This window comes from Nonomuraea sp. NPDC004580 (assembly GCF_040609855.1).
Lineage (GTDB): Bacteria > Actinomycetota > Actinomycetes > Streptosporangiales > Streptosporangiaceae > Nonomuraea > Nonomuraea salmonea.
In genome coordinates this window covers 1-25549 of record NZ_JBEXLH010000094.1, presented here as the reverse complement: position 1 = coordinate 25549, position 25549 = coordinate 1, and the positions used below count along the sequence as shown (strand labels likewise).

28 protein-coding genes are annotated in these 25549 nt (G+C 72.7%); 17 read left to right on the top strand and 11 right to left on the bottom strand.

The window, feature by feature from the left end; translation table 11 throughout:
* The first annotated feature begins 60 nt into the window (after positions 1–60).
* Entirely contained in the window at positions 61–690 is a 630-nt protein-coding gene (locus ABZW11_RS44070; protein WP_355431796.1) for a LysR substrate-binding domain-containing protein, read from the top strand.
* A 20-nt stretch (positions 691–710) separates the two neighbouring features.
* Positions 711–1199: a hypothetical protein gene (locus tag ABZW11_RS44065; protein ID WP_355431793.1), complete on the top strand. Its 489-nt coding sequence runs from the start codon at positions 711–713 to the stop codon at positions 1197–1199.
* A gap of 1 nt (position 1200) precedes the next feature.
* On the opposite strand, the gene ABZW11_RS44060 is transcribed toward ABZW11_RS44065, so the two are convergent.
* A complete protein-coding gene (locus tag ABZW11_RS44060) occupies positions 1201–2253 on the bottom strand; it encodes an alpha/beta hydrolase (RefSeq protein WP_355431790.1) in 1053 nt (350 codons plus the stop codon).
* Between the two features lie 86 nt (positions 2254–2339).
* On the opposite strand from ABZW11_RS44060, the gene ABZW11_RS44055 reads away from it, so the two are divergent.
* Both ABZW11_RS44055 and ABZW11_RS44050 read left to right on the top strand, forming a co-directional pair.
* Positions 2340–2930, top strand: coding sequence for an XRE family transcriptional regulator (locus ABZW11_RS44055; RefSeq protein WP_355431787.1), 591 nt, complete (start codon positions 2340–2342; stop codon positions 2928–2930).
* Positions 2927–3451, top strand: coding sequence for a hypothetical protein (locus tag ABZW11_RS44050; protein ID WP_355431784.1), 525 nt, complete (start codon positions 2927–2929; stop codon positions 3449–3451). The genes ABZW11_RS44055 and ABZW11_RS44050 overlap by 4 nt, the downstream gene beginning before the upstream one ends.
* 107 nt (positions 3452–3558) lie before the next feature.
* Here the strand turns inward: ABZW11_RS44050 and hemC are convergent, their stop codons facing one another.
* The 3 genes from hemC to ABZW11_RS44035 form a co-directional block, all read right to left on the bottom strand.
* Positions 3559–4494 carry a hydroxymethylbilane synthase gene (hemC, locus tag ABZW11_RS44045; RefSeq protein WP_355431782.1) on the bottom strand — a complete coding sequence of 312 codons (936 nt, stop codon included), beginning with the start codon at positions 4492–4494 and terminating at the stop codon, positions 3559–3561.
* Between the two features lie 86 nt (positions 4495–4580).
* A complete protein-coding gene (locus tag ABZW11_RS44040; RefSeq protein ID WP_355431779.1) occupies positions 4581–5153 on the bottom strand; it encodes a hypothetical protein in 573 nt (190 codons plus the stop codon).
* Positions 5150–5914 carry a helix-turn-helix domain-containing protein gene (locus tag ABZW11_RS44035; protein WP_355431776.1) on the bottom strand — a complete coding sequence of 255 codons (765 nt, stop codon included), beginning with the start codon at positions 5912–5914 and terminating at the stop codon, positions 5150–5152. Before ABZW11_RS44035 ends, ABZW11_RS44040 begins: the two co-directional genes overlap by 4 nt.
* Positions 5915–5920: 6 nt before the next feature.
* On the opposite strand from ABZW11_RS44035, the gene ABZW11_RS44030 reads away from it, so the two are divergent.
* Positions 5921–6286 (top strand): hypothetical protein, encoded by a 366-nt coding sequence (locus ABZW11_RS44030; RefSeq protein WP_355431773.1) that lies wholly within the window; start codon positions 5921–5923, stop codon positions 6284–6286.
* 2 nt (positions 6287–6288) lie between these two features.
* On the opposite strand, the gene ABZW11_RS44025 is transcribed toward ABZW11_RS44030, so the two are convergent.
* Entirely contained in the window at positions 6289–7530 is a 1242-nt protein-coding gene (locus ABZW11_RS44025) for a PP2C family protein-serine/threonine phosphatase (protein WP_355431770.1), read from the bottom strand.
* Between the two features lie 60 nt (positions 7531–7590).
* Positions 7591–8541 (bottom strand): nitronate monooxygenase, encoded by a 951-nt coding sequence (locus ABZW11_RS44020; RefSeq protein ID WP_355431767.1) that lies wholly within the window; start codon positions 8539–8541, stop codon positions 7591–7593.
* 211 nt (positions 8542–8752) lie between these two features.
* On the opposite strand from ABZW11_RS44020, the gene ABZW11_RS44015 reads away from it, so the two are divergent.
* Positions 8753–8971: a hypothetical protein gene (locus tag ABZW11_RS44015; protein ID WP_355431764.1), complete on the top strand. Its 219-nt coding sequence runs from the start codon at positions 8753–8755 to the stop codon at positions 8969–8971.
* Positions 8972–8975: 4 nt separating this feature from the next.
* Here ABZW11_RS44015 and ABZW11_RS44010 read toward each other — a convergent pair whose 3' ends face one another.
* The gene (locus ABZW11_RS44010; protein WP_355431761.1) at positions 8976–9125 is read right to left on the bottom strand and encodes a hypothetical protein; all 150 of its coding nucleotides are present in this window, start codon (positions 9123–9125) and stop codon (positions 8976–8978) included.
* A 33-nt stretch (positions 9126–9158) separates the two neighbouring features.
* Between ABZW11_RS44010 and ABZW11_RS44005 the strand changes: the two genes are divergently transcribed.
* Positions 9159–9311: a DUF5808 domain-containing protein gene (locus ABZW11_RS44005; RefSeq protein WP_355431758.1), complete on the top strand. Its 153-nt coding sequence runs from the start codon at positions 9159–9161 to the stop codon at positions 9309–9311.
* 138 nt (positions 9312–9449) lie between these two features.
* On the top strand, positions 9450–9998 hold the full coding sequence (locus ABZW11_RS44000) for a hypothetical protein (protein ID WP_355431755.1): 549 nt from the start codon (positions 9450–9452) through the stop codon (positions 9996–9998).
* 132 nt (positions 9999–10130) lie between these two features.
* Here the strand turns inward: ABZW11_RS44000 and ABZW11_RS43995 are convergent, their stop codons facing one another.
* Positions 10131–10679 (bottom strand): helix-turn-helix domain-containing protein, encoded by a 549-nt coding sequence (locus ABZW11_RS43995; protein ID WP_355431753.1) that lies wholly within the window; start codon positions 10677–10679, stop codon positions 10131–10133.
* Between the two features lie 58 nt (positions 10680–10737).
* On the opposite strand from ABZW11_RS43995, the gene ABZW11_RS43990 reads away from it, so the two are divergent.
* Complete coding sequence (locus ABZW11_RS43990) at positions 10738–12063, top strand: hypothetical protein (RefSeq protein WP_355431750.1); 1326 nt, start codon at positions 10738–10740, stop codon at positions 12061–12063.
* 42 nt (positions 12064–12105) lie between these two features.
* Here ABZW11_RS43990 and ABZW11_RS43985 read toward each other — a convergent pair whose 3' ends face one another.
* Positions 12106–12867, bottom strand: coding sequence for an SDR family oxidoreductase (locus ABZW11_RS43985; protein WP_355431748.1), 762 nt, complete (start codon positions 12865–12867; stop codon positions 12106–12108).
* A gap of 139 nt (positions 12868–13006) precedes the next feature.
* Here ABZW11_RS43985 and ABZW11_RS43980 point away from each other — a divergent pair, with 139 nt between their 5' ends.
* On the top strand, positions 13007–15283 hold the full coding sequence (locus ABZW11_RS43980) for an ATP-binding domain-containing protein (protein WP_355431745.1): 2277 nt from the start codon (positions 13007–13009) through the stop codon (positions 15281–15283).
* A 187-nt stretch (positions 15284–15470) separates the two neighbouring features.
* Here ABZW11_RS43980 and ABZW11_RS43975 read toward each other — a convergent pair whose 3' ends face one another.
* Positions 15471–15932: a MarR family transcriptional regulator gene (locus ABZW11_RS43975; protein WP_355431742.1), complete on the bottom strand. Its 462-nt coding sequence runs from the start codon at positions 15930–15932 to the stop codon at positions 15471–15473.
* Between the two features lie 100 nt (positions 15933–16032).
* On the opposite strand from ABZW11_RS43975, the gene ABZW11_RS43970 reads away from it, so the two are divergent.
* From ABZW11_RS43970 to ABZW11_RS43955, 4 genes are all read left to right on the top strand, one after another.
* Positions 16033–19263, top strand: coding sequence for an efflux RND transporter permease subunit (locus ABZW11_RS43970; protein WP_355431739.1), 3231 nt, complete (start codon positions 16033–16035; stop codon positions 19261–19263).
* A gap of 76 nt (positions 19264–19339) precedes the next feature.
* Positions 19340–19825 carry a GNAT family N-acetyltransferase gene (locus ABZW11_RS43965; protein ID WP_355431736.1) on the top strand — a complete coding sequence of 162 codons (486 nt, stop codon included), beginning with the start codon at positions 19340–19342 and terminating at the stop codon, positions 19823–19825.
* A gap of 55 nt (positions 19826–19880) precedes the next feature.
* Positions 19881–20480, top strand: coding sequence for a helix-turn-helix domain-containing protein (locus tag ABZW11_RS43960; RefSeq protein ID WP_355431733.1), 600 nt, complete (start codon positions 19881–19883; stop codon positions 20478–20480).
* A gap of 13 nt (positions 20481–20493) precedes the next feature.
* On the top strand, positions 20494–21762 hold the full coding sequence (locus tag ABZW11_RS43955) for an MFS transporter (protein WP_355431730.1): 1269 nt from the start codon (positions 20494–20496) through the stop codon (positions 21760–21762).
* Between the two features lie 16 nt (positions 21763–21778).
* Here ABZW11_RS43955 and ABZW11_RS43950 read toward each other — a convergent pair whose 3' ends face one another.
* The gene (locus tag ABZW11_RS43950; protein WP_355431728.1) at positions 21779–22252 is read right to left on the bottom strand and encodes a cupin domain-containing protein; all 474 of its coding nucleotides are present in this window, start codon (positions 22250–22252) and stop codon (positions 21779–21781) included.
* 162 nt (positions 22253–22414) lie between these two features.
* Between ABZW11_RS43950 and purB the strand changes: the two genes are divergently transcribed.
* From purB to ABZW11_RS43935, 3 genes are all read left to right on the top strand, one after another.
* Positions 22415–23845, top strand: a complete 1431-nt coding sequence (purB, locus tag ABZW11_RS43945) for an adenylosuccinate lyase (protein ID WP_355431725.1) — start codon at positions 22415–22417, stop codon at positions 23843–23845.
* Positions 23842–24723 (top strand): GNAT family N-acetyltransferase, encoded by an 882-nt coding sequence (locus tag ABZW11_RS43940; protein ID WP_355431722.1) that lies wholly within the window; start codon positions 23842–23844, stop codon positions 24721–24723. The genes purB and ABZW11_RS43940 overlap by 4 nt, the downstream gene beginning before the upstream one ends.
* A 202-nt stretch (positions 24724–24925) precedes the next feature.
* Positions 24926–25549 (top strand): DUF4037 domain-containing protein (locus ABZW11_RS43935; protein WP_355431719.1); only part of this gene is annotated, 624 nt, incomplete at its 3' end.

The window sequence follows — 25549 nt, the reverse complement described above, 5'->3', positions numbered from 1 at the left end:
GGTCTTCTTCGACGTGCTGCTCGTGGTGGACTTCCACGCCAACCTGGTCAAGTTCGCGGTGTGGCGGCGGCCGGCGGCGAGCTGCGCGGCCGGCTCGCCGTCGGCGCCATCCCCACCGTGACCGCGCTCGACCTGCCGGTCCTGCTGCGCGACTACCGCCGCCGCCACCCCAAGGTCGGCATCACGCTCACCTCCGCGGGCAGCGACCACCTCATCGAACGGGTCCGCCAGGGCGGGGCCGACGTCGCGTTCCTCGGCCTGCCGCCGCGCGCCGAACCCAAGGGCGTGCGCAGCCGCAGGCTCGGCGGCGGCGAACTGGTCGCCGTGGTGGCCCCCGACCATCCCCGTACGGAGCCGGAGTCGGACCTGGCGGGCCTGGCGGACGAGCCGTTCATCGACTTCAGGGCGGGCGTGGCCGGGCGCGTGCAGTCGGACGAGGCGTTCGCGGCGGCGGGGGTGCGGCGCGAGGTGCCCTTCGAGGTGTCGTCCGCCGACTTCATGGTGGACCTGGTACGCCAGGGCCTCGGCGTCGGCATGCTCCCCGCCGCGTACGCCACCCGCTTCCCCGACCTGCGCGTCATCCGCCTGCGCGGCGCCCCCACCCGCGTCGAGCACCTGATCTGGCAGGACCGCCCGTCACCTGCCGCCGCCGCCTTCCTCGACCTCATCGGCGAGCGGCCAGGCTCGTGAGGTGTGGGATCATGACCGCCATGAGTTCTGACCGGAGACCCGAGAACGGCAGGGCCGATCTCGGCGACATGATCGGAGAGCTGCTCTCTTTCTGGACGTTCGGCCCCGAGGCCCACGCCTCCGAGCACAACGTCCGCTACCACCCCGTCAAGCTCGTCATCTGGACGGTGGTGGCGATCGGCGTCTCGGCCGTGGTCTCAGCGGTGCGGCTGGCCCTGTTCGGTGAGCCGACGGCGGGATGGGCGGTGGCGCTGTTCCCGCTGGTGCTCCCGCTCACCGGCGCCCTGGCGCACCGGCCGCCCCGCCACGTCCCCGGCCTGGTCGGCGGCCTCCTGGCCGGCCTGGTGGTGGCCCTGCTCCTGGGCATCGACCTCGGCCAGTCCTACAGCTCGTTCTGGGCGGGCTTCGCCGCCATGTGCGCCGGCTTCCTCACCTGCTCGGTGGTCTTCGCCGCCGTCACCTGGCCGCGTCCCACACCGGCGGAAGACGGCGACAACGCGGCCGGGTGACTCATCCGGCGAGGAAGCGCAGCAGCTCCGCCGTGACGAAGCGGGGGTTCTCCTCGACCAGCCAGTGACCGGCCTTCGGCACGTCCACGGCCCTGACGATGTCGCGTACGCGCGGCTCGACCGTGGCACGGACCGCGTCGAGCTGGCCCTGGGCGGTCATGAGCAGGGCCGGCACCCGTACCGGCGCCGCCGCCGTGGTGTCGCGGACGTCCTGCTCGAGCGCCCGGTAGAGCTCGAAACCGCCTGACAGGGCCGAGGGGCGGCCGTACGTGCGGGCGTACTCGTCGATCTCGGCATCGGTGAACGGGGACCGCTCGGAGGTGCCGCCGAACGCCGTCCCGCCGTAGGCGACCTGCGGGTAGAACAGCGCCAGATACTCGCGTACGTCGTCGTCCACCACCGTCTCGGGCACCCGCCGCTGGGAGTGGAAGGCGATGTGCCAGCTCAGCGACCGGTACGTGGCCGCGTCGATGCCCGGCCCCGGCAGCGGCAGGTCCAGGTAGCCGAGGCGGGTGGTGTGCCCGGGGAACTGGGCGGCGTACTGGAAGGCCACCGCCGCTCCGAGGTCGTGGCCGACGACGGCGGCGTCCCGGATCTTCAGCCGGTCGGCGATCAGCGTGTGCACGTACCTGGCCAGCGTCGCCTTGTCGTACCCCTTCGGCGTGCCGGCGCTGTCACCCAGTCCCGGCAGGTCCACGGCGTAGACGGTGTGGTGCTCGGCGAGCGCCGGCATGATGGGCCACCAGCCGTACCAGGTCTGCGGCCAGCCGTGGAGCAGCACGACCGGCGAGCCGCTGCCGCCGGTCACGTAGTGCATCCGGACGCCGTCCACGTCGGCGAACGCGTGCCGGAAGGTGCGCTCGAACGCCGGATCATCGTGGGTGGCGGCGGCGTGCGGCGGGACGTCTCCGGCGGCCGGGGACGAGCGCGCGGTGAGCAGGCCGGTGAGCAGGCCGGTGAGCAGGCCGGTGAGAACGACGGTGAGAACGAGGGCCATCGCCGTCCGCGCCCGCCGGAGGAGGCGGCGCGGCGACGGCCGGGTCGCAGTGATCATGAGCTTTCCTTTCGCGTCGGACGCCCAGTCTCATAGGACGTGTCAGGGATGGCACGAAAAGTTGCGGTTATGGCAAGATGGCCGGCATGGCTTCGGAAACCGATGAGGTGATCGAAGGCGTCGGGCCGCGGCTGCGCGCGCTGCGCCGCCATCGCGGCATCACCCTCGCCGACCTCGCCACCACCACCGGCGTGTCCGAGAGCACGCTGTCCCGGCTGGAGAGCGGGCAGCGCCGGGCCACCCTGGAGCTGCTGCTGCCGCTCGCCCGCACCTACAACGTCCCGCTCGACGACCTGGTCGGCGCCCCGCGCACCGGCGACCCCCGCATCCACCTGACGCCGATCCACCGGTTCGGGATGACGTTCGTGCCGCTGTCCCGCCGTCCGGGCGGCATCCAGGCGTTCAAGATGATCATCCCCGCGCCGCAGGAGCCGCTCGTCCCGTCCCCGCAGACGCACGACGGCTTCGAGTGGCTGTACGTCCTCACCGGCCGCCTGCGCCTCATCGTCGGCGAGCGCGACCTGACGCTGCCGCCCGGCGAGGCCGCCGAGTTCGACACCTCCTCGCCACACTGGCTGGGCAGCGCCGACGGCAAGGCGGTGGAACTGCTCATCCTGTTCGACCCGCAGGGCATGCGCACCCACATCCACGCCGACCCCCACCGCCCGGCCCGATGAGCACGTCACCCGTCCGGATAGGCGCGCTGGCCCCGCTGACCCCGCCCGGCTGGGCCGAGGCGGGCCGGGCGATGCCGATCGTCCGAGCGGTCCGCGGCGACCCACGCCTCACCGGCCTGACGCTCGGCGCCCCCGCCGGCCAGCCCGAGCTTCCCTCCTGGGCCGCGCTCGGCGAACTCGGCGCCGCGATCCCGTTCCTGCGCTATCTCCCGGAACGTCTCGGCCCGCTCGGCGCCCGGGTCGAGCACGCCCTGCGCGAAAGGCTGGGCGAGACGCCGTCCTTCGTCGCCTTCGAGGGCTACGACACCATCACGGTCCTCGCCGAAACCCTTCGGCACAGCACCGAACGCGAGCACATCGCCGCATCCTGGCCGCACGTACGGGCCGAAGGCACCCGCGGCCTGATCCGCTTCTCCCGCGACCCGGGCATCGGCGTCTGGCAGTGGACCTGGCCCCCCATCCAGGTCGCCGACCGGAGCCCGGCGAACCCTGGCGAGTTCCGCATGCTGCACCTCGCGTGAAGCCGCCCCGGCAGGCCGGTCACCCGGTGGCCGGATGACTCGGAGGCGGAGCCGAGGACGGCCGGTTGGCCGCCGCTCGTGACGGGCTCACCGAGGGGTGTTTCCGCTCAGTGCGGGATCGCGTCGATGACCTCGCGGGCACCCTGACGGAGCAGAGCCACGGCGACCGAGGTGCCGAGGGTGGCCGGGTCGAGCGGGCCGGCCCACTCGTGGGCGTCGAGGACCGTCTTGCCGTCGGGGGAGAACACCCGCGCCCGCAACGACAGCCGGCCGTCGCGCTCGGCGCGGGCGTACCCGGCGATGGGGCTGTTGCAGTGGCCCTGCAGGACGTGCAGCAGCATGCGCTCGGCGGTGATCTCGCGCCAGGTGGGCTGGTGGTTGAGGCCGGCGACGGCGTCGATGGTCGCGGAGTCGTCCTCGCGGCACTGCAGCGCGAGCACGCCGGCGCCGATCGGCGGGCACATCGTCTCCAGCGACAGCGTCTCGCTGATGCGCTCGCTCAGGCCGATGCGCTCAAGACCGGACACCGCGAGCAGCAGGGCGTCGGCCTCGCCCGCGTCGAGCTTGGCCAGGCGGCTGTTGGCGTTGCCGCGGATCGGCACGCAGCGCAGCCGCGGGTGGGAGGAGGCGAGCTGGGCGACGCGGCGTACCGACGAGGTGCCGATGCGGGTGCCGTCGGGCAGCTCGTCCAGGGTGAGGCCGCCCGGGTGGACGAGCGCGTCGCGCAGGTCGTCGCGCTTGAGGTGGGCGGCGAACACCGTGCCAGCCGGGAGCGGCCGGTCGGCCGGGATGTCCTTCATGCAGTGCACCGCCAGGTCCGCCCGGCCGGTCAGCAGCGCCTCGTCCACCTCCTTGGTGAACGCGCCCTTGCCGCCCAGCGCCGACAGCGCCCCCTGCCACCTGTCGCCTGACGTCGTCACCGGCACGACCTCGGTGCGGATGCCGGGGTGCAGCGCCGCGAGCTCGGCGCGGACGCGTTCGACCTGGGCCAGCGCCATGGGCGACGATCGGGTGGTGATGCGGATGAGCTCGGGTACGGCCATTCGCCGATCGTAGACCGTCACCCCTCGCGCCGGGCTCGGATCGCCGACGAAATGGATGATCGGGATGGCCTCATGGTGACGCCGCCTCAGCGCAGGCGTTCCAGCTCGGCCGCGCGCCGCAGATCCTTGGGACGGCCCAGCGCGCGGCGCATCAGGATCAGGTCGTCGAGGCAGGGGTAATGCACCTGGAGACCGTCCCGGCCGGTGGCCGTGAGCGCGCGGTCGAGGAAGCCGGGCACGTGCAGGTCTCCCCACGGCAGCGCCGGCGTGCAGCAGTCGCCGCCCGCTCCCCGCACGGTGAACGGCACCTTCGGCCGCAGGAACGATCCCGGCTCCATGGGCGGCCCGCCGGCCGAGGCGAACGCCTTCGCCAGGGCCGGGGCGTTCGCGGGGCTGCCGTCCCAGAGCAGGTCGAGGTCGCCGGTCAGTTCCTCCGACCCGTGCATGATCCCCGCCACCTGCCCGATCACCACGGCCCTGACCCCGTGCCGGTGCAGCGCTTCGAGCAGCGGGAACGGGTCGAAGCCGATCGCGCCGTCGGTGCCGATCGTGCCGACGTCGTCGTCGGCGTCCTCATGGCCGAGCCCGGTGCTCGTGCGACGGGTCTCCTGGGTACGGCGGACGGCGGCGCGCAGGCGCTCCAGCGGATCGTCGATCATCCGATGCATGAAACACCGCCGGCGCCCGCGCCGCACCCGGATTTCCGCAAGGAGTCAGGCGTACGGCCCAGAAGCTCACGCGCCGTTCTCGCCAGGTGGGCCTGATCGGCGAAACCCGCCTCGGCCGCCGCCGACGCCACCGACCCGCCCGGCAGCGCGGAGACCGCCGCCCGCAACCGCCCCCACCGCCGCAGCCGGACGAGCGGCACCCCCACCGCCGCCCGCACCAGGGCCCGCAGCCGCGGCATCGACAGCCCGACGTCGGCCGCGATGACGGCCGGCGGCTCGCCCAGCAGCCCCCGCCGCACGGCGTGCGCGACCCGTGGATCGAGGGACGGGGCGCCGGCGCCGGTGCGTGCGGCCAGCTCGGCGACGGCGACGGCGACGGCGACGGCGACGGCGACGGCGTCGGCCGGGGCCGAGGACAGGGCCGCGTGCAGTCTGCGGACGGTGGCGGGTTCCAGGGCCACCGGGCCGAGGCCGGGCCGGATGAGTGTCGGGTCGATGAACAGGGCGACGTAGCCGGACGTCACTCCGCACGTATGGGCGAACTCCGGCGGCACGATGAGGCCCGCCGCCGTGACGCAGGCGCCGGTGTCCGGGCGTAGCCAGGCGTGTCCGCCGAGGGGGAGCACCGCCTTCCAGATCGGGTGGCGGTGGCGGCCGACCTGGAACGGCGCCGGCTCGCCGAAGACCGTCACCCCGGCGTCGGGAGCGCGATCGTTTCGTTCAAGCGCCGGCGTACGGAGTGGAGGGAGCATCGCGGCATGGATGTTATCGCGGCCGCCCTGGCGGTCTTCCTGGGGGTGACGGGGGTGGCGCATTTCGTGTTCCCCGGATATTTCCGGTCGTTGGTGCCGTCGTGGCTCGGCGCGGCAGGGCTGCTGGTGGTGGTGAGCGGGGTGGCGGAGCTGGCGGCGGGCGTGCTCATCGCGGTGCCGCCGACGCGCGCGGCCGGTGCCTGGGCCGCCGCCGCGCTCATCGGGGCGTACCTGGTCTCCCACCTCGACGCCGTCCGGCACGCCCGGCCTCGCCACGCCAGCGTGCTGCTCCGGCCAGGGGTGGTCGCGGCGAGGCTGGTGGTGAACGCCGGGTACATCGGCTGGGCGCTGTTCGTGGCGACGGGGGCGTGAGGTCAGAGGATGAGCTGGTGGTGGCGACGGCGGGGCTTCCACTCCACGGTCATCACGGTCGCGTCGTCCTGCAGCCGCCCCCGCTGGTGGGCCAGGATCTCCTGGATGAGGCGCCGCAGCGTCTCCGGGATCGGGAGCCCGTCGGCCTCCCGCTTGGTGACGAACCTGATGAACCGCTCAAGCCCGAACCGCTCACCGTCCGGGCTCTGCGCCTCGATGACGCCGTCGGTGTAGAACAGCAGCCGGTCGCAGGGCTGCAGCTGGAAGTGCAGCTCCCCGGTCGAGACGTCCAGCCCGAACCCCATCGGGGGGTCGGGGATGCTCGACAGCGTCGCCACCAGCCGTCCGTCGCGCAGCACCAGCGGCGGGTGGTGGCCGCGGTTGACCCAGCTCAGCAGCCCGGTCCGCAGGTCGAGCGAGGCCAGCACCCCGGTGGCGAAGCGGCCCTCGAACTCGCTCTTGATCGCCTCGTCCACCGCCTGAGCGGTCTCGGCCAGGCGCTTGCCCTGCCTGCGGTGGTTGCGGCTCGCCCCCATGGCGAGCGTGGCGGTCAGCCCGGCGGAGGTGTCGTGGCCCATAGCGTCGAACATCGACAGGTGCAGGGTGTGGCCGTCGATCGCGTAGTCGTAGGTGTCGCCGCCCATCTCGTACGCCGGTTCCAGCGCCGCGCTGACCACCACGTCGTCGTTGGCGAACGTGCCGGGCAGCAGCAGGTTCCACAGCACCTCGGCCGACAGCGCCATGGGGCGGGCGCGTACCAGCCGGGCGCACGAGTCGCTGTGCGGGCGCTTGCTCATCACCAGGAGCGCCACCAGCGACGCGAGCGTCTTGATCCGCCGCTCCACCACCTCGCCGCCGTGCGGCACGGTCACGCCGAGCAGGCCGACCCGCTCGGTGCCGTCGAGCAGCGGTGCCCACACCCGGTACGGCCCCTCGCCGCCCGCCGGGGACCGCACCAGCGCCACCGACCGGAACGCCCGCCCCGCCAGCGTCCCGTCGATCCTGATCGTGGGCAGCGGGCCGCCCGCCGCGTCCCGCTGGTTCGGCAGCGGGACGAGGAACAGCTGCTGCAGGTCGGTCACGTAGATCGAGACGTCGGAGAAACCCTCGAGCCGCGCGTGCTCGGAGAGCAGTGCGGGCATCTCCTCCATGCCGGCCAGGTGCATGGCGGCCAGAAGGCCGTCGAGCATCCGCTCGCCCTCGCTCGGCACGTCGCCCAGTGCCTGCTCATCTTCGCTCCGCAACGCCGTCCCCCCTCCGCGCGGTCCTTGCCCCCGGCCCCTACCCGCGCGGGCCGCGCTCGATCAGGGGGCGGCGAAGCGGGACAGCAGCTCGTCAGCGGCGGCGAAGCCGGCGACCACGTCGGCGGCGCCGCGCTCCCGCGTCACCGTCCCCACGGCTTGGCCCGCGTAGACGTAGGCGGTGTCGAAGTCGCGGCCCTGCCGTGCCGCCTCCAGCCCGGTGCGTGCCTGATCGTCGCGGGCCAGTTCGTCCTCGCGGCCCCGCCAGCGGTCGTAGAACGCGTTGCGCAGCGCCCGGCCGCCGTACTCGGGTGGCCACGGCAGCCCCTGGGCGACGTCGAAGACCCGCCCGTACGCGGTGCCGGTCTCCCCGGCGTCGAGCACCCGCCGCCGCCCCTCGGGCGGGAGCGTCGTCTCGGTGCAGCCGAGGAACGCGGTGCCGACCCAGCCACCCTCGGCGCCCGCGGCCAGCACGGCGGCCAGCCCGCGCGCGGTGGCGATGCCGCCCGCGGCCAGCACCGGGACGCGGACCGCGTCGAGCACGGTCTGCAGCAGCGGCAGCGTGGCCACGTCGTCGCGGCCGTGCCCGCCGCCCTCGCCGCCCCTGGCCACCACCACGTCCACGCCGGCCCGCTCGGCCTGCACGGCCTCCTCGGTGGTGCCCGCCTGGACGGCCACGGTGATGCCGGCCGCGCGCAGCGGCTCGACGTACGGGGCGTAGTCGCCGAAACTCACCGACACCAGGGCGGGCCGCAGCCGCAGCACCGCCTTCAGGTGCTCGTCGGACAGCCCCCAGGCCAGCAGCCCGATGCCGTACGGCCGCCCGCTCGCGGCGGCGATCCCGGCCTGCTCCTCGATCCACGACACCGGCACCGACGGCGGCACCCCGAACATGCCGAGCGCCCCCGCCGCCGACACGGCCCCCGCGAGCCGCCCGTCGCTCACCCCCGCCATCGGCGCCCCCACCAGGGGCACCTGCAACTCGAACCGCTCGGTCAACCAGGTACGCGGCATGGTTCCTCCTCGCTCAGCCCATGGCGGGCCTCAGCGTAACCCTCCCCCCCGTTCGACCGCGTACGCGGACTGCACCACCCCCGCCGTCCACATAGACGCTCTTGGCCCCGCGCTCATCCAGCGCCCGCAGCAGCGGGCTTGCCTGCTCCTCTTAGTGAACATCTATTCGTTTATAAACCTGGCAAGCGCGCGGCGGTGCATGATGGGGGGCATGGCCCCCGCCGCGTGGGAGGGCGATGTGAAGCTGGCCGGCCGGGCGGTGGAGATCACCGACCCGGACGAGCTCGCGGCAGCCGGGCAGACCGAGCCCGGGTCCCACCTGTTCCGCGTCGATGTGGGCGAGGTGGTGTGGACCCGGGTCGAGGACGATGAGCTGGTCATCCGGTCCTGGCATGAAGGGGTGGGGGAACGGGAGTTCCGCCGCAAGTGATCTACTATGTAAAGGCGGCCCGCTCGAGCACCCGGTAGATCTCCCGCAGGACGAGCGCGGCGCGCCGGATCGCGCGCGTCCCCACGAGGATGACGCCGGACCAGATCAGCCCGGACGCCAGCCGCAGCCACCCGAGCAGGACGCCAAAGAACACCGTGGTCGCCAGGAAGCCCCGCCACCGCCTCGCATGGACCCGGCGATCCTCGTCCACCAGCGCGTGGGCGGCCGCTGGACCCTCAACCTCGGCAACCCGATCGCATGGGGGATCGTGGCCGTCATCGCCGTGGTGGCCCTGCTCTCGGTCCTCGGCGTCATCGACCTTCCCGAATCTACAATGTAAAGGCGCGCCGGCGTCCTGTGGACGCCGCAGGCCGCCGACCCGCGCCCGCTGATCCTGCTCGGCCATGGCGGCGGCCGGCACAAGACCGCCCCGGGCGTCGTCGCCCGCGCCCGCCGCTACGCCGCCGCGGGCTTCGCGGTGGTCGCGATCGACGCGCCGAACCACGGCGACCGGCCCAAGGACGAGGAGTTCGGCCGGATCGTGGCCGGGCTGCGCGGGGGCGGTGACACGGGTGCGCTGGCCGCCGCCATGCACGCACACCTGGCCGGCCAGGCCGTCGCCGAGTGGCGGGCGGTGCTGACCGCCGTGCGGCGCCTCGACGAGGTCGGCGAGGGCCCGGCCGGTTACTGCGGCCTGTCGATGGGGTGCGGCCTCGGCATCCCGCTCATCGCGGCGGAGCCCAGGATCGGCGCCGCGGTCCTGGGCCTGCTCGGCGCCGACGGCCTGGCCGGGGAGGCCGCCCAGGTCAAGGCGCCGGTGCGGTTCCTGCTGCAGTGGGACGACCGGCTGGTGCCGCGCGAGCGGGGCCTGGCCCTGTTCGACGCCCTGGGAACGCCTGACAAGACGCTGCACGCCAACCCCGGCGGGCACGGCGATGTGCCGTCGTTCGAGGTGGACGATGAGGTGCGCTTCTTCGCCCGCCACCTGGGTCAGCCGAGATCGGGCAGCTCCAGCACGAAGCCGTAGCGGACGTCGCCCTTGCCCAGCCGGGTCAGCCCTTTTCGGCCCGGCTGGAGGGCAGCACCTCGACGTCGGCGGTCACCTGGTGCTCTGACCCTGCTGATCTACAATGTAAAGGCGGCCGAGTCGTTGTACTCCTCATGATTCAGCGTCGTCAGGAGGCTCCTCGACGGGGAAGAAGATCGGGCTGAGCAGGTGTCGCGTGCGGCCGGGCGCCGGCCGGTTGGCCAGCAGGGGCAGAATCACGCGACGGAGCTCGGTGATCATCATTTCCAGCTCGTCGCGGCTGAGCCAGACGGCATGTTGCCGGTAGCCGATGAGGTCCGCCACCGGGTCGGCGCCCTCGCGGTCGAGGTAGGCGCTGAACTCGGCGACCAGGACGGCCATCGCGGTGGCGAAGGCGCGCCGGTGGTCGTCGGGCGTCATGGCCGTGAGCGTGCCGGCGTCGAGGACTGACCGGTCGAGGCGTAGCCGGTAGCGGCGCTCCACCGCGCCGCGTACCCGCCGCTCGCCCGCCACTTCCAGGACGCCGCTCGTCGTGAGCAGGTCGACGTGCCGATAGACCATGGCCTTGGAGGTGTCGGGGATCCGTGCGCACAGCTCGCCGGTGGTGAGTTCCCGCTCGCCGCGCATCGCGTGCACGATCCGCAGCCGCACCGGATGGGCCAGCAGCTCCAACGTGTCCATGACATAACGTTCTCATGCTGTGTTACCGTTCGCAAAACAGTAGAAAGGTGGTGTCGGGATGGTCACGGGAACGGATCCGGCGCTGATCGCCACGGCGGTCGTCACGATGGCGCGCAGTGGACGCTTCGCCGAGATCGAGGCGTTGTTCGCGCCGCCGCTGCGAGCGGTGGTCTCCGGTGAGACGCTGCGCGTCGCCTGGGAGAGCCAGTTGTCCAGGATCGGGGAGGTTCGCGCGGCCGGGGCGCCGATCAGCGAGCCGGCCCCCGAGGGCTGGGTGACCGCGTCGGGGAAGGCGGAGCTGGTCAAGGTGAGCGTCCCGGTGACGTGCGAGCGTGGCGGGCTGACGGTGGTCATGTCGGTCGACGGGGCCGGCCTGCTGCAGGGCCTGCAGCTCGCGCCTCCGCCGGCCGGGCCGTGGACGCCGCCGGCGTACGCCCGCCGTGGGAGATTCACCGAGCACGAGGTCACCGTGGGCTCGGGCGCGCTGGCAGTGCCCGGCACGTTGAGCCTGCCGCGCGGGCGGGGCCCGTGGCCAGGGGTGGTGCTGCTGAGCGGTGGTGGGCCGTTCGACAGGGATGCCACGACCGGCCCCAACAAGCCTCTCAAGGACCTGGCCTGGGGGCTGGCCGGCCGCGGCGTGGCAGCGCTGCGCTTCGACAAGGTGACTCACGCCCACGCCGCCCGAGTGGCGGCGATCCCGGGCTTCACGATGAGCGACGAGTACGTCCCGCACGCCGTCGCGGCCGTCCGCCTGTTCCAGCGTCACCCCTTCGTGGACGCCACCCGCGTATACGTCGCGGGCCACAGCATGGGCGGCAAGGTCGCCCCGCGGGTCGCCGCCGCCGAGCCGTCGGTGGCCGGGCTGGTGATCCTGGCCGGTGACACCCAGCCGATGCACCGGGCCGCCGTCCGCGTCGTCCGCCACCTCGCCACGCTCGATCCCGGCGCGCGGTCCGCGGTCGAGGCGATCACCCGGCAGGCCGACCGGGTCGACAGCCCGGATCTCTCGGCCGGAACGCCCGCCGCGGAGCTGCCGTTCGGCTACTCCGGGGCGTACTGGCTCGACCTGCGCGGCTACGACCCGGTCGCGACGGCGGCCGCGCTGGACAAGCCGATGCTCATCCTGCAGGGCGGCCGGGACTACCAGGTGACCGTCGCCGACGACCTCGCGGGCTGGCGGGCCGGCCTGGCCCACCGCACGGACGTCACCTTCCGGGTCCACGATGCCGACGACCACCTGTTCTTCCCGGGCTCGGGCCCGTCCACGCCCGCGGACTACGACAGGCCTCAGCACGTGGATGCGGCCGTGATCGCCGACATCGCCGGCTGGCTGGCGCCGCGCCGGTCGGGGATCGCCCGGCTCCTGCCGCCCTTCGCGCGCTGACCGTCGCGTCCCGGCTCCGTTGGCGGGGCAGGAGGCGTCCGGTCAGTGGACGGCGAAGCCGCCGTCCACGAAGAGCATCTGGCCGGTGATGAACGAGCACGCCTCGCTCGCGAGGAACACCGCGGCGCCGCCGAAGTCCTGCGGCAGCCCGTTGCGGCCCACCATGTGGCGGGCGGCGAGGGCCTCGACGCGCCCGGGGATGGCCTGGGCCTCGGCGGTGAGCGGGGTGAGGACGAAGCCGGGGATGATCGTGTTGACGCGCACCCCGTCGGCCGACCACGCCTCGGCCTGGGAGCGGGTGAGCCCGGCGAGCGCGGCCTTGAAGGCGCCGTAGATGCCGCTGTTGCCGAAGGCCCTGATCGACTGCTGGGAGCCGACGTTGATGATGCGGCCCCAGCCGCGGGCGGCCATCTGGGGTCCGTAGTGCTGGCCGAAAACGTAGGGGGCGGTGAAGTTGACGGCCAGAGTGCGCTCGTAGTCGTCCTGGGTGAGGTCGGCCATGGGTTTGCGGATGTTGTTGCCGGCGTCGTTGACGAGGATGTCGATGTCGCCCGCGGTGGCCAGGACGCGTTCGACGTCGTCGCGTTCGCCGAGGTCGGCGGCGATGGCGGAGGCGGTGACGCCGTGCTCGCGCATGCGGGTGACGGCCTGGTCGAGCGCGCTCCGCGTCCGGGCGACGATGACGACCTCGGCTCCGGCGCGGCCGATGGCCTCGGCCATCGCGTACCCGATCCCGGAGCTGCCGCCGGTGACCAGGGCGCGCCGGCCGTGAAGGGAGAAGAGTTCCCGCAGATAGTCCGACATGGACAGGCAAGCTAGCACTCTGCGGTGCGGAGGAAGAGGAGGGGGTGATTGCGCGCGGGCACGCGCGGGCGCTAAGCTCGTACGTCCATCACATCAAGACGGAGCTGTTACAGCCCTCCTGTTAGGAGTATATCAGCGAATGACTAATCGTCAAGATGGTCTCGCCGAAGCCCTTGACACCGAGCAGCGCACTGTGTCGTGGTTGTACGGCCGGCTCGACGCCGCCAGGGAGCGGGCGCGGGCGACGCTGCGCGAGGTGTACGCCAGGGGCGGCGCGGTCGGCACCCGCCAGGCGATGGTGGAGCGCGAGACGATGGCCGCGGAGCAGGCGCGGCGGCTGGCGCAGCTCGACGCGGTCGAGCGGGGCCTGTGCTTCGGCCGCATCGACGACGGTGAGGGAAGCAGCACGTACATCGGCAGGATCGGGCTGCGCGACGAGAGCCACGAGTCGGTGCTCATCGACTGGCGGGCGCCGGCGGCGCGGCCGTTCTACGTGGCGACCGCCACCGCTCCCGGCGGGCTGGTGCGGCGGCGGCACCTGCATCTGAAGGACCGCGTGGTGGTCGGCATCGACGACGAGGTGTTCGACCTGGAGGGCATGGCCGAGGGTGACCGCCGCACGCTGGTGGGCGAGGCGGCGCTGCTGGCGGCGCTGCGCAGGGGCCGTACGGGGCGGATGGGCGACGTGGTGGCCACCATCCAGACCGAGCAGGACCGGGTGATCAGGGCCGGGCTGCAGGGGGCGCTGGTCGTGCAGGGCGGCCCGGGCACCGGCAAGACGGTGGCGGCGCTGCACCGGGCGGCGTACCTGCTCTACACCCATCGCGACACGCTGGAGCGGCGCGGCGTGCTGGTGGTGGGCCCCAACCCGATGTTCCTGCGCTACATCAGCCAGGTGCTGCCGGCGCTGGGGGAGACGCAGGTGGTGATGACCACGGTCGGGGAGATGTTCCCCGGGGTGCGGGCGGCGGCGGTGGACGAGCCGGCGCCGGCGGTGGTCAAGGGCGACCTGCGGATGGCCGAGCTGGTCGCAGAGGCGCTGCGGCGGCGGCAGCGGGTGCCGGACGGCGAGCTGGTGGTGGAGCTCGACGGGCTGCGGCTGCGGGTGCCGCACGAGACGTGCCTGCGGTTGCGTGAGCGGGCGCGCGCGGTGCGGCTGCCGCACAACATGGCGCGCAAGCTGTACGTCACGGAGCTGCTGAAGGAGCTGGCCAGGGCCGAGGCGCGGGCGCTTGAGGAGTCGCTGCACATCGAGGAGCTGCAGATCGAGGGTGAGCCCGAGCTGAGCGAGCCGCTGGATCTGGAGGGCGACCTGGACGAGCTGGACATCGAGCTGGCCTCGCAGCGCCTGTGGGGCGAGCCGGAGGTGCGGGCGGCGGTGGAGGAGCTGTGGCCTGAGCTGACGCCGCAGCGGTTCGTCGCCGAGCTGCTGTCGTCCCCAGACGAGCTCGAGGCGGCCGCTCCTGAGGGGCTGGCGTGGCGCGAGCTGGTGCGGCCGCTGGAGTCGCCGTGGACGGCGGGCGACGTGCCGCTGCTGGACGAGGCGGCCGAGCTGCTGGGCGAGGACGACTCGGCGCGGCGGGTGGCCGCCCGGCTGGAGCGGGAGGAGCAGGCCGGGCAGGAGCGGTACGCGGCCGAGGTGCTGCAGGTCACGGGCGTGGCCGAGCAGGGCATCCTGGATCGGGCCGACGTGCTGGCCGAGCGGCACGCCGACGACGGCGTCGGGCTGACGACGGCCGATCGGGCGGCGGCGGACCGCTCGTGGGCGTACGGGCATGTGATCGTGGACGAGGCGCAGGAGCTGTCGCCGATGGCGTGGCGGATGGTGATGCGGCGGGTGCCGGCCAGGTCGCTGACGGTCGTGGGCGACCTGGCGCAGACCGGCTCGGCGGCGGGCGCGCGTTCGTGGGGCGAGGTGCTGGACCCGTACCTGGAGGGCCGGTGGCGGGTGGAGCGGCTGGAGGTCAACTACCGGACGCCGGTGGAGATCATGCGGGTGGCGGCCGAGGTGCTGCGGGCGTTCGCGCCCGAGCAGGAGCCGCCGGAGTCCGTACGCGAGGGCGAGGCCGAGCCGCGTGCCCTGGAGCTGCCCGTGGAGGGGCTGCCCGGGGTGGTGGCCGAGGAGCTGGCGGCCGTCGGGGAGGGCCGGCTGGGCGTGCTGACCCCTGACGCGCGGCACGCGGAGGTGTCGGCGCTGTTCCCCGACGGCGGGCTCGAGGCGCCGGTGGCGGTGCTGACGGTGGGGCAGGCCAAGGGGCTGGAGTTCGACGCGGTCGTGGTGGTGGATCCCGCGGGCATCCTGGGGCAGTCGCCGATGGGCGGCCAGGACCTGTACGTGGCGGTGACGCGGGCGACGCGGCGGCTGACGGTGGTGTACGAGGGCGAGCTGCCGGAGGTGCTGTCCCCGCTGGCTTAGAAATCTACATTGTAAAGGCGCCGGGTTGATCATGATCATCCGGCGCCTTTACAAACGCAGCACCGATGGGATGGGTTGCGGGTGCGATTGGAGGATGCGGCGCGGGAGTTCGTGGTGGCGGCGCGGCGGGCGGGGGCGTCGGATGCCGAGGCGTTGCGGCGGTGGAGCGGTTGCTGGGTGAAGTGCGTCAGCGGGTGGTCTGGTTGAGGTTGTCGGCGACGTCGCGGATGGTGCGGGTGACCTGGTCGAGGGCGCGGAGGGTCTCGGTGTCGAGGTGGGCCATGAGGCGTCGGTAGTGTTCGACGCCGGCGTTGTTGATCTCTTCGATGAGGTCGGTGCCGGCGGGGGTGAGTTCGACGCGGCGTACGCGGCGGTCGTGGGGGTCTTCGTGGCGGCTGACGAGGCCGTGGGCGACGAGGCGGTCGACGATGCCGGTGACGGTGCCGAGTCCGACGCCGAGGTCGTGGGCGAGGTCTTGTCCTGAGGCTGAGCCGTTGATGGACAGGAGCATGATGACTTTGAGTTGTCTGAGGGTGAGGTTGGAGGTGAACAGGGGGGATTGGTGTTGCTGGGCGAACAGGCGGGCGAGGGCCCGCTGGGTCTCGTTGATCCGGTGGATCAGTTCTTCGCGTTCGTTGTTCACGCTCACCTCTCGCTTCCTGAGAAGGTTATCAGGAAAGCTTGACATGGTTAAATATTCGTTCAAGGCGAAGTGTTAGTCTGGGGCGAACTCTTGGAGGGGGAGCTCTGTGACCGCATTCGCCCGGTTGAGCCTGGTCAACCGCAGCTTGGTGATCTTGACGGCGGTCGTGCTCAGCGCTTTCGGCGTGTTCACGATCCCGCAGTTGAAGCAGCAGTTGCTGCCGTCGTTGTCGTTCCCTGGCGCGTTCGTCGTGGCGGCGTATCCCGGGGCGTCGCCGGAGATCGTCGAGGATCAGGTGACGGCTCCGATCGAGGACTCCTTCCAGGGGCTTGCCGGGATGGAGCAGATGACCTCGACGTCGAAGGAGGGCCTGGCGCAGATCCAGGTGGCCTTCGAGTACGGCACCGACATCGAGGCGTCGCTGAACAAGATGCAGCAGGCGATCAACCGGGCGTCGCTGCCTGACGGGGTGGATCCGCAGGTGGTGGCGGGTAACACCGATGACATCCCGGTGATGGTGCTGGCGGTGGGCGACGGCGGCGACGAGCGGGCGATGGCCGACAAGCTGCGGCGGATCGCGGTGCCGGAGTTGCAGGGCGTCGAGGGCGTACGGGAGGCGTCGGTCACGGGCACCCGTGACGAGGTCGTCACGATCGAGCCGGATGCGAAGAAGATGGCGCTGGCGGGGGTGTCGGCGGCGCAGATCCCTGAGGTGCTGAAGGCGAACGGGACGCCGATTCCGGCGGGCACGCTGACGACGGACGGCAAGTCGCTGACGGTGCAGGTGGGCTCGCGGGTCGACTCGGTGACGAAGCTGAAGAACCTGTACCTGACGCCGGCCCAGCCCCAGGCTCCTGCTCAGGCTCAGCCGCAGCAGGCGCGGCCGCAGCCGGGCCAGGCTCAGCCCTCCCAGGCGCAGCAGGCGCAGCAGCAGCAGCAGGCGGCGCGGCCGAGGCCGCTCAAGCCGGTGAAGCTGGGTGACGTCGCGGAGATCAAGCGGGGCCTGGCGGACGCGACGACGATCACCAGGACGGCCGGCAAGCAGAGCCTGGGCCTGTCGGTGACGATGGTGCCGGACGGTAACGCGGTGGCGATCTCGCACGACATCCGCGAGAAGCTGCCGGAGCTGACGAAGGCTTTGGGGGATTCGTCGGACACGGCGGTGTCGGTGGTGTTCGACCAGGCGCCGTACGTGGAGCAGTCGATCGAGAGCCTGACGACGGAGGGCCTGCTGGGCCTGGTGTTCGCGGTGCTGGTGATCCTGGTGTTCCTGCTGTCGGTGCGCTCGACGCTGGTGACGGCGGTGTCGATCCCGTTGTCGGTGGTGATCGCGCTGCTGGTGCTGTGGGCGGGTGACTATTCGCTGAACCTGCTGACGCTGGGCGCGCTGACGATCGCGGTGGGCCGGGTGGTGGACGACTCGATCGTGGTGCTGGAGAACATCAAGCGGCATCTTGCCTACGGCGAGGCGAAGTTCCAGGCGATCTTGACGGCGGTGCGTGAGGTGTCGGGGGCGGTGACGGCCTCGACGTTGACGACGGTTGCGGTGTTCGCGCCGATCGCGCTGGTGGGCGGCATGGTGGGTGAGCTGTTCAGCCCGTTCGCGATCACGGTGACGGTGGCGTTGCTGGCGTCGCTGGTGGTGTCGCTGACGGTGGTGCCGGTGCTGGCGTACTGGTTCCTGGGGGCTCCTGACCTGTCGCCTGAGGAGGCGCGTAAGCAGCGTGAGGAGGCCGAGGCGAAGGAGTTGCGCTCGCCGTTGCAGCGGGCGTATCTGCCGGTGCTGCGGTTCGCGACGCGGTTCAAGCTGGTGACGGTCCTCATCGGGGTGGCGGTGTTCGTCGCGACGATGGGTCTGGCGGGCGGTCTGCGGACGAACTTCCTGGACGCCTCCGGGCAGAACACGTTGTCGTTGTCGCAGCGGATGCCGGTGGGCACGGATCTGGCGATGACGGACAAGGCTGCGGCGAAGGTCGAGGAGGTGCTCGCCGATCAGGCGGGGGTGGAGACGTACCAGGTGAACGTCGGTGGCGGGAACGCCATGACGGGTGGTCTGGGCGGTGGCGCGGATCGGGCGTCGTTCTCGGTGACGCTGGGTGAGGACGCCGACGCCGCGGTGGTGGAGCGTGAGCTGCGCGAGAAGATCGACGGCCTGTCGGGTGTGGGTGAGGTGACGGTCGGCGGCGCCGGTGGCGGCGGGTTCGCGACGGACACGGTCGAGGTGATCGTGCGGGCGGCGGACGTCGAGGCGTTGCGTGCGGCGACGGACCGGGTGAAGACCGCGATGGAGGGTGTGGGCGGTCTGCAGGATCTGTCGTCGAACCTGGAGTCGAGTGCGCCGCGGGTCGAGGTCGTGGTGAACCGGGAGAAGGCGGCCGCGCGGGGCCTGTCGGAGGCCGCGGTGGGTCAGGCGGTGGCGCAGGCGTTCCGTGGTGCGCCGCTGGGGCAGATCACGCTGGAGGGCCGGGCGAGCGACCTGGTGTTGCGGGGTGCGGAGGCGCCTGAGGACGTCGAGGCGGTCAAGGATCTGCGGTTGCCGACGGCCGGTGGGCTGGTGTCGCTGTCGTCGGTGGCGTCGGTGCGTCAGGTGGACGGGCCGACGCAGGTGACGCGGATCGACGGTGAGCGTTCTGCGACGGTGTCGGCGCGGGCGGCTGATGCGGGGAACCTGGGTGCGGTGACGCAGGAGTTGACGGAGAAGCTGGACGGGCTGGATCTGGGTGCCGGGGCGTCGTACGAGATCGGTGGTGTGTCGGCGGATCAGGCGGACGCGTTCGCGGATCTGGGGATGGCGATTCTGGCGGCGATCGCGATCGTGTTCATGATCATGGTGGCGACGTTCCGGAGTTTCGTGCAGCCGGTGATCTTGCTGGTGTCGATTCCGTTCGCGGCGACGGGCGCGATCGGGCTGCTGGTGGCGACGGACACGGCGCTGGGCGTGCCGGCGTTGATCGGGATGCTGATGCTGGTCGGCATCGTGGTGACGAACGCGATCGTGCTGATCGACCTGATCAATCAGTACCGTGAGCGCGGTATGGGCGTGGTGGAGGCGGTGATCGAGGGTGGCCGGCGGCGGTTGCGGCCGATCCTGATGACCGCGGTGGCGACGATCTGCGCGTTGACGCCGATGGCGCTGGGTGTGACGGGGTCGGGCGGGTTCATCTCGCAGCCGCTGGCGATCGTGGTGATCGGCGGGCTGGTGTCGTCGACGCTGCTGACGCTGGTGCTGGTGCCGACGCTGTATGTGGTGGTGTCGCGCCGCCGCGACGACGGCCCGCGTCACGCGGCGGGCGAGCCTGCGGCGAAGAAGGAGGACCTGGCCGCTCATCCGGCCTGACGTCCGGTGGTGTGTACGCGCGCCCGGCGGGGTCGTTCCCCGCCGGGCGCGCCTGTGTGTGTGCATGCTGGTGGGCATGAGCATCGAGGACGTGGTGCGGGTCCGGCCCGCGCGTGCGGAGGACCGTGACGCCGTGTTGTCGCTGGCGGGCAGGCTGACGGAGGGGGTGGCCGGGTGGCGTGACGCTCAGGCGGTGGTGGCGGCGGCCCGTGATTGGCTGGCCGCGTTCCTGAGCGCGGGTGATGCGGCGCGGGGCGCGGTGTTCGTGGCGGTGGCGGGGGTTGAGGTGGTGGGGGTGGTGTCGGTCAACACGCAGGACCATTTCACGGGGACGCCGGAGGCGTACGTGGGGGAGCTGGCGGTGGCCGCGCACGCCGCGCGGATGGGGGTGGGGCGCCGGCTGGTGGCGGCGGCCGAGGAGTGGGCGCGTGGGCAGGGGGTGCGTCACCTGTCCTTGGAGACGGCGGCGGGCAACGCGTCCGCGCGGGGTTTCTACGCGGCGCTGGGGTTCCGTGAGGAGGCGGTGCGGTTGACGCGTGTGCTGGATGCGGGAGAGCCGTAGGCTGATTCCAAGGGTTTCCTTGACATATGGGTGCTGTGGGCTGAGTATTCCAAGCATGTCTTTGGAATCTTGGAGGGAGCGCCGCCGGCAGACGCTCGACGATCCGGCCGCGATGCGGGCGTTCGCTCATCCCGTACGGCTGGCGCTGCACGAGCTGCTCATGCGGTCGGGGGCCATGACGGCGGCCGACGCGGCGCGGGAGGTCGGCATCAGTCAGGCGCTGGCCTCCTACCACCTGCGGCAGCTGGCCCGCTACGACCTCGTGGAGCAGGCCGAGGCGCGTGACGAGCGGGAGCGGCCCTGGCGGGCGACGTCGCTGACGCAGAACTGGTCCGACGTCGACACCAGCCCCGAGAAGTCGGCGGCGCGGGGGCTGCTGGAGCAGGTGATGGCCGAGCGGGCGCTGGCGCGGCTGGCCGAGTGGCAGGAGCGGCGCGGGGATGAGCCGCAGGAGTGGCGGCAGGCGGGCGGGATCGGCACCTCGTACCTGTATGTCACTCCTGAGGAGCTGGCCGAGCTGGACGCGGCGATCGGGCGGCTGCTGGAGCCGTTGATGGCGCGCATCGCCGACGCGTCCGAGCGGCCTGCTGGGGCGCGGCCCGTTCAGCTGACCACGCTCCTGGTGCCGCTGCCGGAGACCGGTAGCGGTGACTGAGGCGGGGACGGATGTGACGGGTGCGACGGGTGCGATGGGGGCGCGGCAGGACGGTGGGCTGCGGGAGTTACTCGGGGCGAACCGGGACTATCGGCGGCTGCTGTCGGCCGGGCTGATCTCGCAGACCGGCGACTGGGTGATCAGCACCGGGCTGGCCTACCACGTGTACGTGCTGACCGGCTCGACCCTGTCGAGCGCCGCCATGCTGCTGGCCGCCCGCCTGCCGGACGTGCTGCTGGGGTCGGTGGCCGGGGTGCTGGCCGACCGGTGGGACCGGCGGCGGCTGCTGGTGGTGGCGGACGTGCTGCTCGGGCTGGGGTTGCTGCCGCTATCGGCGGTGCGCGGGCCGGGGCAGGTGTGGATCGTGTACGCGGTCGCGCTGTGGACCGGCGTGCTGAGCACGGTGCTGTTCCCCGCGCAGAAGGCGCTGGTGCCGCAGATCGTGCCGGAACCCCAGCTGGTCAGGGCCAACGCGCTGACCGGGCAGAGCGGTCAGGCGGCCCGGCTGCTGGGGGCGCTGGCCGGTGGGGTGGCCGTCGGTGCGGGCGGGCTGGGCGCGGTCGTGGGGATCGGGACGGCCGGGTTCCTGGCCTCGGCGCTGCTGCTGGCCGGGCTGCGACCGCCCGCCCGCGCGGTCGTGACGGTGCAGGAGGGGGTGGGCGGGCAGTGGCGGGCGGGGCTGCGGCTGGCCAGGACGAGTCCCGGGGTGCGGCTGCTGCTGGCGTACATGATGATCACCGGGCTGGGTGAGGGGGTCTTCTCGACGCTGGCGGCGCCGTTCGTGGCCGGTGTGCTGGGCGGGGACGGCGACGCCTACGGGCTGTTTCTGTCGGCGCAGGCGGTCGGCGGGATTGCCGGCGGGGTGGCCCTGGCCGCCGGGCCGGGCCGTCTCACGCCGCGGGCGCTGTTCGGGTGGGGGACGGTGGTGTTCGGGCTGGCGGATCTGGCGCTGTTCACCTATCCGCTGCTGACGTCGCAGGTGTGGCCGGCGATGGTGCTGATCGCGCTGGCCGGGTTCCCCGCGGCGGCGTCGATGGCGGGGCTCACGACGTACGCGCAGACGGTGGCGGGCGCCGATCGGGCGGGCACGGTGTTCGGGCTGATCGTCAGCGCCCAGGCCGGCACGTCGCTCATCGGGACGGCGCTGGCGGGCGTGCTGGGCGGGCGCATGGGCATCATCCCGACGCTCTGCCTGCACGCGGGCGGTCTCATGCTGGCGGGGCTGCTCGTCGTCGCAGGCTCACGAAGAGGACGGGACGGGGCGCGCCGGGTGAGGCCCTGACCGCCGCCCCCGGCGGCTAATCCTCGATCTTGAGCTGGGAGCCGGTGTCGCTGATGAAGACGACCAGCAGTTTGCCCGGCTGGGTGCGGCTGGTGTTCTCGGTGAGGACGTGGTGGGCGCCGGGCTGCTCGGTCCAGTTGTCCCCTCGCCGGTAGGTGCGGACGGGCTCCCCGGCGAGCTGGCTGCGGAAGCTGCCATCCAGGACGTAGGCGTAGACGAAGGCGGTGCCGTGGCGGTGCGGCGCCGCGCGGCCGCCGGGCGGGAACGTCACCAGGGCCGAGGTGAACGTCTTGCCGTCGACGCCGGGCAGCGCCTGTTCGAGCAGCGGTTCGAGGGTCTCCTCGGGCGGCTCGGTCGTGGTGGCGACGGCGGGGGCGCGGCCCGCGGCGCCAGTGGCGTGCTGGTGGGAGGGGGCGCAGGAGGTGGCGGTCAGCAGGCCGGTCACCGCCGTGGCCGCCAGGAGGCCGCGGGCCGGGTGGGATCGGTTCATGGTGGCTGTCCCCGTTCTGCTCCGGTGTCGGCTGGGCGTCAGCTGTCCGGGGCGGGTGCGGGTTAACCAGGGGCCGGTTCAAGTCTTGGTGTGGCCGGGGACTGTGGCGGGGACCCCCTGACCTGCACGCCGCCGGGGGCGGTGTGAATAGACTTGTCCAACGTGACTTCCAAGCCGCGTATCCCCAATGTCCTGGCCGGCCGCTACGCCTCGGCGGAGCTGGCCCGTCTGTGGTCGCCCGAATACAAGATCATCGCTGAGCGGCGGTTGTGGCTGGCGGTGCTGCGGGCGCAGGCCGAGCTGGGCGTGGCGGTGCCCGAGAGCGCGATCGCCGACTACGACAAGGTGGTCGAGCAGGTCGATCTCGACTCGATCGCGGCGCGTGAGCGGGTGACGCGGCACGACGTGAAGGCCCGCATCGAGGAGTTCAACGCGCTGGCCGGGCACGAGCAGGTGCACAAGGGCATGACCTCGCGTGACCTGACCGAGAACGTCGAGCAGCTGCAGGTGCGCGACAGCCTGCTGCTGGTCCGTGACCGGGTGGTGGCGTTGCTGGCCCGCCTGGCGCAGCTGGCGCAGGAGCACGAGGCGACGGTGATGGCCGGGCGCTCGCACAACGTGGCGGCGCAGGCCACGACGCTCGGCAAGCGGTTCGCGACGGCGGCCGACGAGCTGCTGGTCGCCTACCGGCGGCTGGAGGAGCTGATCGCCCGCTACCCGCTGCGCGGCGTCAAGGGGCCGGTCGGCACCGCCCAGGACATGCTCGACCTGCTGGGCGGCGACCAGGGCAAGCTGGCCGCACTGGAGGGGCGGGTGGCCGCGCACCTGGGGTTCGAGCACCGCTTCACCAGTGTCGGGCAGGTCTATCCCCGTTCGCTCGACTTCGAGGTGGTCACGGCGCTGGTGCAGCTGGCCGCCGCGCCGTCGTCGCTGGCCAAGACGATCCGGCTGATGGCCGGGCACGAGCTGGTCACCGAGGGGTTCAAGGAGGGGCAGGTCGGCTCCTCCGCGATGCCGCACAAGATGAACACCCGCTCCTGCGAGCGCGTCAACGGCCTGGCCGTGATCCTGCGCGGCTACGCCTCGATGGTGGGTGAGCTGGCGGGCGACCAGTGGAACGAGGGCGACGTGTCGTGCTCGGTGGTGCGCAGGGTGGCGCTGCCTGACGCGTTCTTCGCCTTCGACGGGCTGGTGGAGACGATGCTGACGGTGCTGGACGAGTTCGGGGCGTTCCCCGCGGTCATCACCGCCGAGCTGGGCCGCTACCTGCCGTTCCTGGCCACCACGAAGATGCTGATGGCGGCGGTGCGGGCCGGGGTGGGCCGCGAGCAGGCGCACGAGCTGATCAAGGAGCACGCGGTGACCGCGGCGCTGGCGATGCGCTCGCGCGGCGCCTCCAACGAGCTGCTGGACCGGCTCGCCGCCGACGAACGCTTCCCCCTCGGCCGGGCGGAGCTGGAGAGCCTGCTGGCCGACCGGGTGTCGTTCACCGGCGCGGCGGCCGGCCAGGTGCAGGCCGTGGCGCAGGCCGTCGGCGCGGTCGTGGCCGAGCATCCGGAGGCGGCCGCGTACCGGCCAGGGGCGATCTTGTGATCAGGCGGCTGCGGTCGGAGGCGGAGCTGGCCGCCGCCTGCGGTGACGACGACCTGGTGATGTGGACGGCGCAGGGCCTGCGCGGCGGCGCGCGGGCCTGGGCGCTGGGGGATGCGGTGGTGGCGAGCTGCCCGGCCATCTCGCGTCACGACCGGTTGGCCGTCTGGGGCGACACGTCCGCCGCTGCGGAGCTCGTGGAGCATGCGCTGGCTGAGGTGGGGCCGACGTACCGGCCGTGGGGTGAGCTGGAGCTGCTGGTCGAGGTCACGGCGAAGGTCGGCGTGCTGCGCGAGGGCGGCCGCTTCTCCTGGATGAGCCTGCCACCCGCGGACGATCGGATGACCCCGTCTCCTGCGGCCGGCCGGCCCGACTCTGAGATGGCCCCGCCTTCTGCGGCGGGTCGTCAGGACGACGATATGAGCCGGCCCTTTGCGGTCAGCCGTCCCGCTGATGGGGTGAGCCGGCCTTCCGCCGCCGGCACTGCCGAGGATGGTGCAGGCGGCGGGGTGGGGTGGCTGGAGGATGAGGCGGAGGTGGGGGCGCTGCTGGCCGCCGACGCGCCCCACTCCTACGCCGTGCCCGGTATGGCGGGGATTCGCCGCTGGGCCGGGATCCGCGTGGACGGCGAGCTGGCGGCGGTCGCGGCCGACGCCTGGCCCGCGCCCACGGCCGGCTTCCTCGGCGGGGTGGCGACCAGGGCGCGCTTTCGCGGGCGGGGGCTGGCCCGGCTGGTGTGCGGTTGGGTGACGCGGGAGCTGGTGGCGGCCCACGGGCGGGCCACGCTCATGGTGGACGACGACAACGCCGCCGCGATCGCCGTGTACGAACGGCTCGGCTACGGCCGCCGCCGGGTCATGGCCGCACGCGTCACCCCCTGAACCACGACGCCCGCCGGACCTCACCGTTGCCCGCCGGGCCGCCTCGACGTGTGCCGGCCCCCGCGACCCGTGCGGGTTCGCGGGGGTGTTCGGGCCTGTGGAAAACCGGGTGAGGTTCGGCGGGCGCTGGGGCAAAGTTGACGGCGTGATGACGGATTTCGTACCTGGTATCGAATTGTCGCGTTCCTTCTATGGTGAGGTCGTGGCTCCGCTGGTGTCGGGCGTGCCGCACGCTGCGGCGTTGATCGGGCCAGGCTCTGAGGTGCTGGCGTTCGACACGGCCCGCTCCGCCGACCACGACTGGGGTCCCCGGGTGCTGGTGTTCGTGGCGGCCGGCCGGGTGGCGGAGGTGGAGGAGCGGGTGGCGGCCGGGCTGCCGGAGCGGTTTCGCGGCTTTCCCACCGTGTTCGGCTACCACGGGCGGGTGCGGCCCGGGGTGACGGTGACGGAGCTGGGGCGGTGGCTGGTGGAGCGGCTCGGGTTCGACCCGCGTTCGGGGGTGGGGCTGGTGGACTGGCTGTCGTCGCCGTGGCAGAGCCTGGCGGAGGTGACGGGCGGGGAGGTGTTCCACGACGGGCTGGCCGAGCCGGGCCTTGAGGCGGTCAGGCAGGCGTTGCGCTGGTATCCGGCGGATGTGTGGCGGTATGTGCTGGCCTGTCAGTGGCGGCGTATCGCGCAGGAGGAGCCGTTCCCCGGCCGGTGCGGCGAGGTGGGCGACGAGCTGGGCTCGGCCTCGAACCGGCCAACGCCGACGCGCTGGCCGTGCTCCGCAAGACCCTCGACGAGCAGGACAAAGACTGGGCCAGGTTCGGCCGCCAGACCGTCG